This is a genomic window from Paenarthrobacter ureafaciens, assembly GCF_004028095.1.
GTDB lineage: Bacteria > Actinomycetota > Actinomycetes > Actinomycetales > Micrococcaceae > Arthrobacter > Arthrobacter ureafaciens.
In genome coordinates this window covers 119,046-133,103 of record NZ_SBHM01000006.1, presented here as the reverse complement: position 1 = coordinate 133,103, position 14,058 = coordinate 119,046, and the positions used below count along the sequence as shown (strand labels likewise).

Here is a 14,058-nt window from a genome sequence, read left to right as displayed (position 1 = left end):
AACGACTCTACCCATTACCGGCAGGAATACCCGCTGGCTGGCCGGTAAAGCTGACCAGGCGGCGGGCCGAGGCTTCGTCAAGGATCAGGTCCGTGGCCAGGCCCGCGGCCAATGCGCCTTGGAGGCCGTTGATCTTGGAAGCTCCGGACACCACGCAGATCCGGCGACGCACTTGGCGAAGCTGGTCGTGGGTAGGACCTGTTGACCGCTCGTTCAGGGTGATGCCGTCCGAGGAGCCATCGCTCCGGAAGAAGACAGTGGCCACGTCGCCCACGACGTCATCAGCAGCCAGTTCAGCAAGGTCTTGTTCGTCGAGGTAGCCGCCGGCATACACGTGACTGGGATAATCCGAATCCACGGATCCCACGCCGAAGATGGCAATGCTCATCCTCGCCTGCAGGTCCAGGATGCGTTGGACGCTACGTTCATTCCACATGGCCGTCTTGGTGGCGGCGTGGTCGAAGAAGGCAGGAACCGGAAACTGTTCCACCCGCGCCCCGTAGGCATTGCCGAAACGGCGCATGATGTCGCTCGCGTAGGTGATGCCGGTGGTCTGCATGTTGCCCGCACCGTTCAACTGGACCACGATGCTGTCGTGGGTGACTTTCCGGGTCAAGTGCCGGCTGACCGCGCTGAGGGTGGCACCCCATGCCACCCCGATGATCGCGTTCGAATCCACCAACGGCCCGATCGTCCTGGCGGCCTGCATTGCCACCCGGTCAAGGGTTTCGGCTTCGTTCAGCGTGTCCAGCACGGGAACCACATGGACATCGACGCCGAACCGGTCCCGGATCTGGCCTTCCAACTCCGGCGCCGTATCGAACGGGCTGCGGATCTGCACCTGTACCAGCCCGGTTTCGCGTGCCGATGACAGCAGCCTTGAGACCGTGGACCGCGAGGTTCTCAGCTCCCGGGCAATGGCGTCCATGGTCAGGTCCTGCAAGTAATACATTTGTGCGGCCCGAAGCGCATCCGAGTGACGTGATCGTCCCATCTCATTTCCTTGCTGCACGTTTGTGCAAATAGCTTGACTCCATTTTCCACCTTCGCCAGATTAGTGGTGACAGGTGCCGTGACAAAAAGTTGCGCACAAGCCGAGCCCAAGGGAGCAGTTTTGGGACACAACAGGAATTCCGGACAGTCAGCTGGAACGCAGCGACGTGGATCTGCGGCGGCCTTGCAGGAACGGCCGTCAGCGCAGGTCCTCATCATCGGTGGTGGGATCAACGGCGTCGGGACTTTCCGTGATCTGGCACTCCAAGGCGTGGATGTGGCCCTCGTGGAGCGTGGCGACTACTGCCAGGGCGCCAGCGGCGCCTCGTCGCACATGATCCATGGCGGCATCCGCTACCTCGAGAACGGTGAGTTCCGGCTGGTCAAGGAATCTGTCGTGGAGCGGAACCGGTTGCTTCGCATCGCGCCGCACTACGTCAAGCCTTTGCAGACCACCATCCCCATCTTCAGCACGTTCTCCGGAATCCTGGCTGCACCTGTCCGCTTCCTCAGCCACAAGCAGGGCAAGCCGAAGGAGCGCGGTGCTTTCCTCATCAAGCTCGGCTTGACCATGTACGACTTCTTCTCCCGTGACGGCGGCACTGTACCGCGCCACCAGTTCCTCGGCCGTGACAAGGCGCTGGCTGAGCTGCCGCGGCTCCGCCAGGACATCAAGTACTCGGCCACCTACTTTGACGCATCGGTCCACAATCCGGAGCGCCTTACCCTTGACGTGCTGCAGGACGGCGAAAAGGCCGGCCTTTCCTCCGGCAAACAGCAGGGCGGAACAGCGAGGGCCAGCAACTACGTCTCGCTTGCAGGCATGGGCCCACACGGCGCCAGGCTCCGGGATGAGCTCTCCGGCGAAGAGTTCGATTTCCAGGCTGACGTCATCGTCAACACGACCGGCGCTTGGGTGGACCTCACCAACCAGGCCATGGGTGCTGCCAGCCGTTTCATGGGCGGTACCAAGGGATCCCACATCGTCCTGGACCATCCTGAGCTCCTGGAAGCCTGCAACGGCCGGGAAATCTTCTTTGAGCACACCGACGGCCGCATTGTCTTGATCTACCCCATGGGCGACCGCGTCCTGGTAGGCACCACCGACGTTGACGCGGACATGGGCGAAGACGCAGTATGCACCGACGCCGAGGTGGACTACTTCTTCGACCTGGTGGGGCATGTGTTCCCGACCATTTCCGTGAACCGCGACCACATCGTCTACAGCTTCTCGGGGGTGCGGCCACTACCGCGGCACGATGAAACGCAGCCCGGCTTCGTGTCCAGGGACTACAGGATCGAACGGAGCGTCCGCACCGGCGATGCCGCAGTGGCCACGCCAGGCGGCAAGGCCGCCGTCGTACTCAGCCTGGTTGGCGGCAAGTGGACTACCTTCCGCGCGCTGGCCGAACACATGACCAACGACGTCCTCCGCGAACTGGGACTGGCACGCAAAGTCTCGACGGCGAAGCTCCCCATCGGCGGTGGCGCCGGCTATCCGGCGACGGCCGAAGGCGAGCAGGAGTGGATCAAGAAGCACATGGGACCCGGGCTCGACGCCGGCCGGGTGGAAGGCCTGCTGACCCGCTACGGCACCCGTGCCGAGGACGTCATCGCCTACCTCAAGGCCGGAAATGACGCTTCGCTGCGTTCAACCCGGGAGCTGAGCGTCCGCGAACTCGAATTCATGGCACAGAACGAGCAGGTTGGCCACTTGGTGGATGTGCTCATCCGACGTACTTCCCTGGCGTTCCGGGGGCTGGTCACGGGTGAGCTGCTCAATGAGCTCGCCGCGGTACTGGCCGGCCCCATGGGATGGGATGAAGCGGCCCGGCAAAGCGAAGTACGCCATGCACAGGAGGTCCTGCAGCGTTACCACAGGGTCAACGTACACAGCTTGGTGGACTAAACCCACCATCGGAACGGCACCGGCGACGGTGCCATTCCAACAGCCTCTTCAACCCGCGAGGAGGCTGACAACAGAAAAATGAGGAGTCAAAGATGTCTCTTGGAATTGTTTTCCTTTCCGAAGTATTCGGAACCATGATGCTGACCCTTCTGGGTTGCGGCGTCGTGGCCAACGTTGCACTCAAAGGCACCAAGGGCAACAACGCTGGATTCTTGATGGTGACGTGGGGCTGGGGTATTGCGGTCTTCGCGGGCGTCTTCGTGGCTGCAAAGTCCGGCGCGCACCTGAACCCCGCAGTCACCCTCGGCCTGCTGGTCAATGGGAAGGGCGAATACGCGCCCGACGTCGCTGTGACCTTCGGTTCCACGCTGACCTACTTCGGCGGCGAACTGCTGGGCGCCTTCCTCGGCGCTGTTGTGTGCTGGCTGGCTTACAAGCAGCACTTCGATGCCGAACCGCTGGCTGCCAACAAGCTGGGCACCTTCTCCACCGGGCCGGCTATCCGCTCCACCCCGTGGAACCTGATCACTGAGATCATCGGCACGTTCGTCCTCGTCTTCGTCATCCTGACCTTCGGCGGTACCCCGTCCGGCCTGGGGCCGTTGGCCGTAGCGCTTTTGGTCGTCGGTATCGGTGTATCACTCGGTGGTCCCACGGGCTACGCCATCAACCCGGCCCGTGACCTTGGACCCCGCATCGCGCACGCAATCCTTCCGATCAAGGGCAAGGGCACCAGCGACTGGGCGTATTCGTGGATTCCCGTCGTCGGGCCGCTGGTTGGTGGCGGGCTGGCAGGGCTCGTGGCGCTCTGGGTCCCCGACATCATGCCCGCGATCGCCGGCTAGCAATCCGTTCCACACAAGGCTAGAACTCCCTATCCAACAAGAACCAAGACAAGGACGTCACCATGAACCAATACGTCATCGCCATTGACCAGGGCACCACCAGCACCCGCGCCATCGTCTTCGACCACTCCGGCAGCATCGTGTCGTCCGGGCAGATGGAACACGAGCAGATTTTCCCGCAGGCCGGCTGGGTGGAGCATGACGCGGCTGAAATCTGGAACAACACCCGCGAGGTCATTGGCTCGGCCCTGTCCAAGGCGAACCTGACCCGACACGACATCGCGGCCGTGGGCATCACCAACCAGCGCGAAACCGCGGTCGTCTGGGATAAGAACACTGGTGAGCCCGTCTACAACGCCATCGTCTGGCAGGACACCCGCACGCAGCCGATCGTGGACGAGCTCGCCAAGGACGGCGGGGGAGACCGCTTCAAACAGAAAGTCGGCCTGCCCCTGGCAACGTACTTCTCCGGCACCAAGATCAAATGGATCCTGGACAACGTCGACGGAGCCCGCGAACGTGCTGAGGCCGGCGATCTGCTGTTCGGCAACACGGACGCATGGGTCCTGTGGAACCTGACCGGCGGCACCGACGGCGGCGTGCACGTCACGGACGTCACCAACGCTTCACGCACGCTTTTCATGGACCTCGAAACGCTGCAATGGGACCAGGAAATCCTGGATATCTTCGGCGTTCCGGCATCCATGATGCCGGCCATCAAGTCCTCCTCCGAGGTCTACGGCCACGTCCACACGTCGCAGTTGCTTCGCGAAACTCCCGTGGCCGGCATCCTCGGTGACCAGCAGGCGGCCACCTTCGGCCAGGCGGCGTTCCAGGCCGGCGAGGCGAAGAATACCTACGGCACCGGTTGCTTCCTCATCTTCAACACAGGTGAGGAAATCGTCCACTCCAAGAACGGGCTGCTCACCACGCTCGGTTACAAGCTTGGCGACCAGAAGCCGCACTATGCGCTGGAAGGTTCCATTGCAGTGACCGGTTCGCTGATCCAGTGGCTGCGCGACAACCTCGGCATGATCAGTTCCGCACCGCAGGTCGAGGAACTGGCCGCCGCTGTGGAGGACAACGGCGGCGTCTACATTGTTCCTGCGTTCTCGGGCCTCTTCGCGCCGTACTGGCGTGCTGATGCCCGGGGTGCCATCGTGGGCCTGACCCGCTACGCCAACAAGGGCCACATCGCCCGGGCCGCGCTGGAGGCCACGGCTTTCCAGACCCGCGAGGTGCTGGACGCCGTCAACGCAGACTCGGGCGTACCGCTCACCGAGCTGAAGGTCGACGGCGGCATGGTCGCCAACGATGCCCTGATGCAGTTCCAGGCGGATATCCTCGGTGTCCCCGTGGTACGGCCGAAGGTCATCGAGACTACGGCCCTGGGTGCTGCCTACGCCGCCGGCCTGGCAGTCGGTTTCTGGAACGACCTCGGCGAGCTCAGTGCCAACTGGGGCGAGGACAAGCGCTGGGAACCGCAGATGGACAAGGCTGAGCAGGAGAGGCAGTTGCGGCTGTGGAAGAAGGCAGTCACCAAGTCCATGGATTGGGTCGACGAGGACGTTAAGTAAGTAGTACGGAAAGGGGCCGGCAACTACCGCCACACCATGGCGGCAGTCACCGGCCCCTTTCCTGCGAGCCCGCCGTCGCCGCACCAACCGCAGTGGCTTGGTGCGGTAAGGTATGTGTATGCGTGCGAACCTTCTGCTTAGTTAGCCGCCCGGCAGTTACCAGCCGAGCGGCCGCCCCTCCTTTGCTGAGGGGCTTTTGTGTGTCCGGGGCATTTTGGTCACGGTGCGAGTAACAGCAGCAGGGGACTATTCCGCCATCAAGAACAGAAGAGGGCAGCAGTGAGCGTTCAGCCGGAGACAGAGACCGGAACAGCACAGTCAGCCGCAGCCGCGGCGCCTGAAGAAGGCGTCTACAGCTTCGCTGCGATGGAAGCCAAGTGGCCGCAGGTCTGGGAAGACCTCAAGGTGTTCACTCCGGCCGATGACGGCTCACGGGAACGCCGCTATGTGCTGGACATGTTCCCGTACCCTTCCGGAGACCTTCATATGGGGCATGCGGAGGCGTTTGCGATGGGCGATGTTGTTGCCCGCTACCTGCGTCAAAAGGGCTTCGACGTCCTGCACCCCATCGGCTGGGACTCCTTCGGGCTGCCGGCGGAAAACGCCGCCATCAAGCGGAACGCCCACCCCAGCGAGTGGACCTACGCCAACATCGACACCCAGGCCGCGTCCTTCAAGAGGTACGCCATCTCCGCGGACTGGTCGCGTCGCCTGCACACCTCCGATCCTGAGTACTACCGCTGGACGCAATGGCTGTTCAAGCGTTTCTACGAGCGTGGACTGGCCTACCGCAAGGACTCGCCGGTCAACTGGTGCCCGAAGGACCTGACCGTCCTGGCGAACGAACAGGTTGTCAACGGAGCCTGTGAGCGCTGCGGTACCGCCGTGACCAAGAAGTCGCTGAACCAGTGGTACTTCAAGATCACCGACTACGCGGACCGCCTGCTCGAGGACATGGACCAGCTCCAAGGCCACTGGCCCGAGCGCGTCCTGGCGATGCAGCGCAACTGGATCGGACGTTCCGAAGGCGCACACGTCCGCTTCGTCATTGAGGCTGCGGACAGCCGCCCGGAACGCGAAGTCACGGTCTTCACTACCCGCCCGGACACCCTGTACGGGGCAACGTTCTTCGTTGTGGCTGCAGACGCCCACCTCGCCCTGGACCTGGTCACCCCTGAGCAGCACGACGAACTCATGGCTTACCGCGAGAAAGTCAAGGCGCTCTCGGAAATCGAACGCCAGTCCACCGAGCGCGAAAAGACCGGCGTGTTCACGGGCCGTTACGCGATCAACCCGCTGAACGGCGAAAAGCTTCCCGTGTGGGCCGCCGACTACGTCCTGGCGGATTACGGCACCGGTGCCATCATGGCCGTCCCTGCCCACGACCAGCGCGACCTCGACTTCGCCAAGGCCTTCAACCTGCCGGTGCGCGCAGTCCTGGACACCGGCGAGGACGATCCTGCCGAAACCGGCATCGCGACGGCCGGCGAGGGGACGCTGAAGAACTCCGGCGACCTTGACGGCCTCAGCAAGGCCGAAGCAATTCCCGCGGCCATCGAGGTCCTGGAAAAACTGGGTACCGGCGAGAAATTCGTCAACTTCCGCCTGCGTGACTGGCTGTTGAGCCGCCAGCGTTTCTGGGGCACGCCCATCCCGATCATCCATTGCGGTGAGTGCGGCGAGGTGCCCGTTCCGGACGATCAGCTTCCCGTCACCCTGCCTTCGGATCTCCGCGGCGAGGCACTGGCGCCGAAGGGCACCTCGCCCTTGGCCGCCGCCGTCGAATGGGTCAACGTCGAATGCCCCAACTGCGGCCGCGCAGCCCAGCGGGATACGGACACCATGGACACGTTCGTCGATTCCTCGTGGTACTTCCTGCGTTTCGTTTCTCCGGATTACACCGAAGGTCCGTTCGATCCCGCAAAGATCAACGACTGGATGCCCGTCGGTCAGTATGTGGGCGGCGTGGAGCACGCGATCCTGCACCTGCTCTACGCCCGCTTCTTCACCAAGGTCATCAAGGACATGGGCCTGATCGAAACCAACGAGCCATTCAGCGCCTTGCTGAACCAGGGCCAGGTGCTCAACGGCGGCAAAGCCATGAGCAAGTCCCTCGGCAATGGCGTGGACCTGGGCGAACAGCTGGACAAGTTCGGCGTGGACGCCGTCCGGCTCACCATGGTGTTCGCCTCCCCACCGGAAGACGACGTCGACTGGGCTGACGTTTCACCGTCCGGCTCGGGCAAGTTCCTGGCACGCGCCTGGCGCCTTGGCCAGGACGTCACCAGCGAGCCCGGAACGGATCCCGCCACCGGTGACCGGGCCCTGCGCACCGTCACGCACAAGACCATCGCTGACGCTGCCGAGCTGCTGGACAACAACAAATTCAACGTTGTGGTGGCCCGCCTCATGGAGTTGGTCAACGCCACGCGGAAGACCATCGACTCCGGCGCAGGCGGAGCCGACCCGGCTGTCCGCGAAGCCGTGGAAGCGGTGGCAGTGATCCTGAGCCTCTTTGCCCCGTACACGGCTGAGGACCTGTGGAGCGCCCTCGGGCACGCCGCTTCGGTGGCCAACGCCGGATGGCCCAAGCATGACGATGCGCTCCTCGTCCAGGAAACCGTGACTGCCGTGGTGCAGGTCCAGGGCAAGGTACGCGACCGCCTCGAAGTTTCCCCGGACATCTCCGAGGATGAACTCCGGGAGTTGGCCTTGGCTTCTGAAAACGTCCAGCGTGCAATGGACGGCCGTGGCATCCGCACGGTCATCGTCAGGGCGCCTAAACTGGTGAACATCGTTCCGGCCTGACAATCGTTCAGGTTTTTGGACATTGCGGCCGCCGGCTCCGATTGCCGGCGGCCGCGCACCGTTAAAAGGAGGTCCGGGTGCCGGATCGAGAACCGCCCGCCTGGATGTGGCTGAAGGAGCGCCTCTCCCGCTTGCGGCTGCCCACTGTGCCTGTGCCGGTCGCGCAGGACCCGGGTGACGCCGTCGTGCGCACAGCAGTGGTGACTGATTCCGCGGCGGCACTGCCGGCCGACTGGGTTTCCGCGTTTGCCGCCGATGGCCGCCTCGCCGTGGTCCCCATGCCGGTGATGGTGGGGGAGGAGATCTACGGTGAGGGAGAGGACGACATCATGCAGACCCTCGCGGTCGCCCTCGCCTCCGGATCCCCGGTGAAAACATCCCGGCCTTCGCCCGGCCAGTTTGAGCAAGCCTATGCGGCCGCCAAGCGACGCGGCTTTGAAGCCGTCGTGTCTGTACACATCTCCGCCGAACTCTCCGGCACTGTTGACGCCGCCCGGCTTGCGGCCGAACGGGTGGACATCCCCGTCGAGGTGCTGGACTCCCGGACCGTCGGCATGGCACAGGGCATGGGAGTGCAAAGTGCCGTTGTTGCTGCCGCTGCCGGTCAGGCGGCCGGGGAGGTGCGCGCGTTCGCTGAACGGCGCCTGGAGCGCACACGGGTCTATTTCTACGTTCCCAGCCTCGAACAACTGCGGCGTGGCGGCCGCATTGGGGCCGCGGCGTCGCTGCTGGGGACGGTCTTCTCCATCAAACCGATCCTGGCGGTCGACGACGGCAGGATCGTTCCGCTGGAAAAGGTGCGGTCCGCGGTCCGGGCTGTAGCCCGGCTCGAGGAAATCGTGGCCGCGGATATTGCCACGCGGCCGACCGGTCAGGCCAGGTTGGCGGTGCATCACTTCGGAAACCCCGGGGAAGCGGAATCCTTGGCGGCTCGGCTTGCCGAAAGATGCCCGGAATGCCCGCCCGCGCAGATCAGTTCCCTGCCGGCTGTCCTCGCGGCACACGCCGGCCTGGGGGTCCTGGCCGTCATTGTCGGAGAGAGCAGTACGCCCGGCAACTGATGGGTTTTCCACATAGCCTGATATGCCCGGCAGGGGAGTGCTGAGTCGACCCTAGGCTTGCTGTATGCCACGCCGGAAAAGGGACGCGTCCACGGACGCTGCAGCCGAGGCATTCCGGCACCGGCTCTCCCGGCACGTCGGGCCGGGAACCAGCGACGAGGCCCCGCCGGGTACGCGCGGCGAGGCCCTGTTGACCTTTGCGGAGCCTGACTCGGAGGGTCCCGGAGAAGATTCGGCCCCGCCGTCCCGGATACGGTTCCGCACCTCGCGGCGGGTGGCGCTCCTGGTGGCCGGCGCTTGCCTGGTCTTGCTCGTCGTGCTGATGTGGCAGGCTTCGGCAGAACCGACCACCAGCACACCCCTTGAGTCAGCTGGAAGCATCACGGACGGCGCCGGACAGCCCGTGGCAGATGAAAACGCTGCGCCCACCAAGGCGCCCGCGGGTGCCGGCCCGAAGGTCACCGTGCATGTCGCCGGAGCCGTCAACAGGCCAGGAGTCGTGTCCTTGCCTGAGGGAAGCCGGGTGTTCGAAGCCCTGGAGGCGGCAGGGGGAGCCACACCCGAGGCTGCCACGGACGCTCTGAACCTTGCGGAGCTGGTTGCCGACGGGGCGAAAATTACGGTACCGGTGGCAGGGGCCGTGCCCCACATCCCCGAAACTGCGGTGGGGTCCGGTGGTGCTTCCGGCGGCGACGGCTCCAACAGCGACGGCTCCGGCAGCGACGGTTCCGGCGCGTCAGGTGGCAAGATCAACGTCAACACGGCGTCGGTGGAAGAACTCTCCACCCTTCCGCGCGTTGGGCCGGTCATGGCGCAACGGATCGTCGCGTGGCGGAAAGACCACGGACCGTTCCTGTCCGTTGATGACCTGGACGCCGTGGACGGTATTGGTCCCAAGCTGATGGAGTCACTGCGGCCCCTTGTGACGGTGCAAGGTGGCTGAGAGTAGCGACGACGGCGATGACGGGCGCCTCGACGTCCGCCTGGTGCCGGCTGTCATCGTGGTCTGGGCGACCGCGCTGGCCGGGACCACCTTCCTGCGGGAATCGGGGGCCGCTCTCACGGCCTTGCTGTCGGCAGGGGCTGCTGCGTTGTTGCTGGCAGGTCCGCTTCGCAGGAAGGCCGGGGGAATGCGCGGGAAGCAAGCCGGCCGGGGCCGGACGCTCCCGGTCACCCTCGCGGTTGCTTGCCTCCTTGGTGCTGCGGTTGCCCTCCACTGCACGGTGGACGCCGCAAAGCGGGAATCCGGTCCGTTGGCCGCTGCCGTCAGCGAGGGGCACCCTGTGGTCATCCAAGTACGGGTGGCCGGGATTCCGGCGCCTGTTCCTGCGCCGGGTGGCAGCGGCGAGGGGCGTTGGATGTTGCAGGCTGAACTTGAGAACCTCACCGCGCACGGCAGCAAAGTCAGCGGAACCGCCACACTTACGGTCCTGGGGAATGATGCATGGAAAGATGTCAGGCCGGGTCAATCCGTCAGGACGACGGGGATTCCCAAGGAGCCAAGGCCCGGAGAGCCCGATGCTGCCACGCTGTCAGCATCCACCGGGCCCACTCAGGTGGGTACCGCGTTTGACCCCAAGGAGTCGGCAGCCCGGGCACGGGAACGGTTCAGCCAGTCCGCCGCGGAGCTGCTGGAACCGGACCCGGCGGGGCTGCTGCCGGGGATGGTGGTCGGGGACACCAGCACCCTGCCCGCGAGCCTGAAAGCAGCGATGGAAACCTGCGGGATGACACATCTAACCGCTGTAAGCGGTTCCAATTGCTCGTTGATTTTGGCCGGCTTTATCCTGCTTGCCCGTTCGCTGCGGCTGTCACGGCCTCTGGCAGCCATCGTCGCTGTTGTGGGCCTGGCTGCATTTGTCCTCCTGGTGGGACCCGATCCGAGTGTGCTACGGGCGTCAGTGATGGGCTCTGTGGGTCTAGTAGCCCTCACGACGGGCCACCGTGGGAGGTCACTGTCGTTCCTTTGTCTCGCCACCACCGCCCTCCTCTTGATCAGCCCGGGCCTGGCCGTCAGCTTCGGATTTCTTCTGTCCGTCCTTGCCACCTTGGGCATCGTGTTGCTGGCCCGGCGCCTGACGTCGTGGTTTCCCCGTTGGGTGCCCCGGTGGCTGGCGGCGGGAGTGTCCGTTCCGTTGTCCGCCCAGCTGGCGTGCGGGCCCGTGATCGTCCTCGTTCAACCGCAGCTGTCGCCGTACGCCCTCGCGGCAAATGTTGTGGCTGGAATTTTCGTGGCGCCAGTGACCATCCTCGGGACGTTGGCCGTCCCTGTTTCAGCACTGGTTCCGTGGCTGGCGCCCGTCCTCTTCTTCGTAGCCGGGAACGCCGCGGCTGCCGTAGCGGCAACAGCCCGGTACTTTGCCGGCCTGCCCGGTTCCGGCCTCCCGTGGGCAGACGGCCCGGTGGGGGTCAGTGCCATGGTGCTCTTGTCGGCTCTTACCCTCTTTGGAACGTGGGCTGTGCTTCATCCGACCGGCGTCATGGTGGGTGTTCGTGGCGTTCATCAACGCCTTGTGCGGCGTCTAAAGGATTGGGAGGTGCGCAATGGTGCCCGCCCTGGCGGTCCCATCACGTTCCATAGGAAGCGCCGGAGCAAACGTGGCAGACTTGAATCCTGCAAACATCCCTCCGGAAGGAACCCCCAGTGGCTGCTGCCCAAAATTCCCGGAACAAGAGCGAGGCCCGGGCCAAGGGCGCTGCGGCGAACAGCGTCGGCTGGCGTGACGCGTCGCCCGCCCCGGTAGTCCTCATCGCAGGGCCCGAGGAGTACTTGGGAATTCGTGCCATGGACCGTATCCGCGCCGAAGTGCGTTCGGCCACCCCGGATGTTGAGCTCACCAAACTCAATGCGGCTTCCTATGAGGCCGGTTCCTTGGCCATGACTGTCGCTCCGTCGCTTTTTGGCGAGGGGAAGTTGGTGGAGGTGGAGGGCCTGGAATCCATGAACGACGCTTTCCTGGCCGATGCCATCAAGTACCTTGCGCAGCCGGAAGATGATGTGGTCCTGGTCCTTCGCCATGCCGGCGGAGTCCGGGGGAAGAAGCTCCTGGATGCCGTGAAGGCGGGGGGCTGGCCGGTCGTCGATTGCCAGCCCCTGAAGAAGGACGCGGACAAGACGTCCTTCGTGGTTGCAGAGTTCAAGGCGTCCGGGCGGAGGATCCAGGGTGACGCGGTCCAGGCATTGGTCAACGCCGTGGGCGCCAACCTGTCCGAGCTTGCCGCGGCATGCAGCCAATTGATCGCTGACGCCACCACGGCCGTCACGGCCGAGACGGTGGATCGCTACTACGGGGGCCGGGTGGAGGCCACGGCCTTCAAGGTGGCAGACGCGGCTATGAGCGGAAATGGACCACTGGCCCTCTCCACCCTCCGTCACGCGTTGTCCACGGGTGTGGACCCTGTTCCCTTGGTGGCAGCGCTGGCGGCGAAGCTGCGGACACTTGCCAAGGTCGCGGGCGCCAGGGGGTCTTCGGCGTCCATTGCCAAGAATCTCGGAATGCAGCCTTGGTTGGTGGAGCAGGCGCAGCGGGATGTCCGCCGCTGGACTCCCGAGGGGCTGATTCGTTCAATCCAGGTCATCGCCGAAGCAGATGCGCAGGTAAAGGGCCTCTCCCGCGATCCCGTTTATGCCGTGGAGCACGCCGTGACAGTGATTGCGACGTCCGCCCAACGGCGGTAGCAGAAGCCGGGCCGGCGCTACGGGGCCCAGGATGACGCTTAAAGCCAGGAGGCCGGCACCCTGGGGTGCCGGCCTCCTGTTCAGCTCAGTCGAACTGGAAAAACCTTAGAGTGCGTTGACCTTCTTGGAGATCGCCGACTTGCGGTTTGCAGCGTTGTTCTTGTGAATAACGCCCTTGCTGACAGCCTTATCCAGCTTACGGCTGGCAGCAACAAGTGCAGTTGCAGCAGCATCCTTGTCAGCAGACGCAACGGCGGTGTTGACGGCGCGGATGGCCGTCTTCAGCTCGGACTTGACGGCGTTGTTACGCAGCCGAGCCTTCTCGTTGGTGAGGATGCGCTTCTTCTGGGACTTGATATTAGCCACGTATGAACTCTCTTTTTAATGCGGAAATGGTCTAGAGGGTTGTCAGGTTGGCCATCGACTGAGCGGCGTGGGGATGCCTATGGCAGCCAACCATGTATGGCCGTCGACCTGCACGGACACACAGCTATAAAGGATAGCAGAAAGACCGTCGTGGCAGGAATTACCGCTCAACGCCGCATGGATGAGTCCGCCAGGGCCCTGATGACTTCCTGGAAAGCCTGCCGGCCGAGCACCGCCCCTTCGCGTCGGATGGCGTTCGGATCCAGTCGGATGACCCTGTCCAGCTTGACCTCGCTGGGCCGGCCCTGACGGTCCCACGGACCCGTGCCGACATCGACGTAATCGTCGGCGCGCGCTCCGTTGTCATGGTCCTTGGAAGTCAGCATGAGTCCGAGGAGCCATTGGCCGTCACGCCCCACCAGGAGAACCGGGCGGTCCTTGCCGCGGGAGTGGTCTTCCTCATAGGGGACCCAACTCCACACGATCTCCCCCGGATCAGGCTTGCCGTCAGGCTTGGGGGAGTAGCTGGCGCGCACGCTTCCGCGGTAGTCGCCGGGGTAGGTCCCGGTTTTAGGCACAACGCCGGAGGGCCGGGTTGCTTGCCGGGTCCCGCCTGGCCGGGGACGGGGAGGAGTCGCCGTCCTGCTTGGGGTACCACCCAATGCCCTCAGGGATCGCAGGAGTGCTTTGCCGAGTGGTCGTAAGTCCAGAGCCATAGGACCAAGCTACCGTCCCCATCCCCGCCGGATGGTGATGGCCCCGCCCTGCCCTGATGTACGGGGAACGGCTGGTTCATGGGACACTGGAGGATCAGATGTGC

The 14,058-nt window shown here is 64.4% G+C and carries 11 protein-coding genes; 8 read left to right on the top strand and 3 right to left on the bottom strand.

The annotated features are described in order from the left end of the window. Window positions 1-7: 7 nt before the first annotated feature. A complete protein-coding gene (locus AUR_RS01690; RefSeq protein ID WP_128397029.1) occupies window positions 8-994 on the bottom strand; it encodes a sugar-binding transcriptional regulator in 987 nt (328 codons plus the stop codon). A gap of 120 nt (window positions 995-1,114) precedes the next feature. Here AUR_RS01690 and AUR_RS01685 point away from each other — a divergent pair, with 120 nt between their 5' ends. The 8 genes from AUR_RS01685 to holA all read left to right on the top strand — a co-directional run bounded on the left by AUR_RS01685 (window position 1,115) and on the right by holA (window position 12,872). After that, window positions 1,115-2,902, top strand: coding sequence for a glycerol-3-phosphate dehydrogenase/oxidase (locus tag AUR_RS01685; RefSeq protein ID WP_062096916.1), 1,788 nt, complete (start codon window positions 1,115-1,117; stop codon window positions 2,900-2,902). 92 nt (window positions 2,903-2,994) lie between these two features. Then, window positions 2,995-3,747, top strand: a complete 753-nt coding sequence (locus tag AUR_RS01680; RefSeq protein ID WP_021470582.1) for an MIP/aquaporin family protein — start codon at window positions 2,995-2,997, stop codon at window positions 3,745-3,747. Window positions 3,748-3,809: 62 nt separating this feature from the next. Beyond that, on the top strand, window positions 3,810-5,324 hold the full coding sequence (gene glpK, locus AUR_RS01675; protein ID WP_021470581.1) for a glycerol kinase GlpK: 1,515 nt from the start codon (window positions 3,810-3,812) through the stop codon (window positions 5,322-5,324). 279 nt (window positions 5,325-5,603) lie between these two features. Then, on the top strand, window positions 5,604-8,132 hold the full coding sequence (leuS, locus tag AUR_RS01670) for a leucine--tRNA ligase (RefSeq protein ID WP_062096915.1): 2,529 nt from the start codon (window positions 5,604-5,606) through the stop codon (window positions 8,130-8,132). A 77-nt stretch (window positions 8,133-8,209) separates the two neighbouring features. Beyond that, window positions 8,210-9,193 carry a DegV family protein gene (locus AUR_RS01665; RefSeq protein WP_062096914.1) on the top strand — a complete coding sequence of 328 codons (984 nt, stop codon included), beginning with the start codon at window positions 8,210-8,212 and terminating at the stop codon, window positions 9,191-9,193. Between the two features lie 64 nt (window positions 9,194-9,257). After that, a complete protein-coding gene (locus AUR_RS01660) occupies window positions 9,258-10,136 on the top strand; it encodes a ComEA family DNA-binding protein (RefSeq protein ID WP_062096913.1) in 879 nt (292 codons plus the stop codon). After that, window positions 10,129-11,937 carry a ComEC/Rec2 family competence protein gene (locus tag AUR_RS01655; RefSeq protein WP_062096912.1) on the top strand — a complete coding sequence of 603 codons (1,809 nt, stop codon included), beginning with the start codon at window positions 10,129-10,131 and terminating at the stop codon, window positions 11,935-11,937. The genes AUR_RS01660 and AUR_RS01655 overlap by 8 nt, the downstream gene beginning before the upstream one ends. Beyond that, the gene (gene holA, locus AUR_RS01650; RefSeq protein WP_062096911.1) at window positions 11,838-12,872 is read left to right on the top strand and encodes a DNA polymerase III subunit delta; all 1,035 of its coding nucleotides are present in this window, start codon (window positions 11,838-11,840) and stop codon (window positions 12,870-12,872) included. Before AUR_RS01655 ends, holA begins: the two co-directional genes overlap by 100 nt. A gap of 105 nt (window positions 12,873-12,977) precedes the next feature. Here the strand turns inward: holA and rpsT are convergent, their stop codons facing one another. Further along, window positions 12,978-13,238, bottom strand: a complete 261-nt coding sequence (gene rpsT, locus AUR_RS01645; RefSeq protein WP_021470575.1) for a 30S ribosomal protein S20 — start codon at window positions 13,236-13,238, stop codon at window positions 12,978-12,980. A gap of 167 nt (window positions 13,239-13,405) precedes the next feature. Beyond that, window positions 13,406-13,954 carry a type II toxin-antitoxin system PemK/MazF family toxin gene (locus tag AUR_RS01640; protein ID WP_031215964.1) on the bottom strand — a complete coding sequence of 183 codons (549 nt, stop codon included), beginning with the start codon at window positions 13,952-13,954 and terminating at the stop codon, window positions 13,406-13,408. Between the last annotated feature and the right edge of the window lie 104 nt (window positions 13,955-14,058).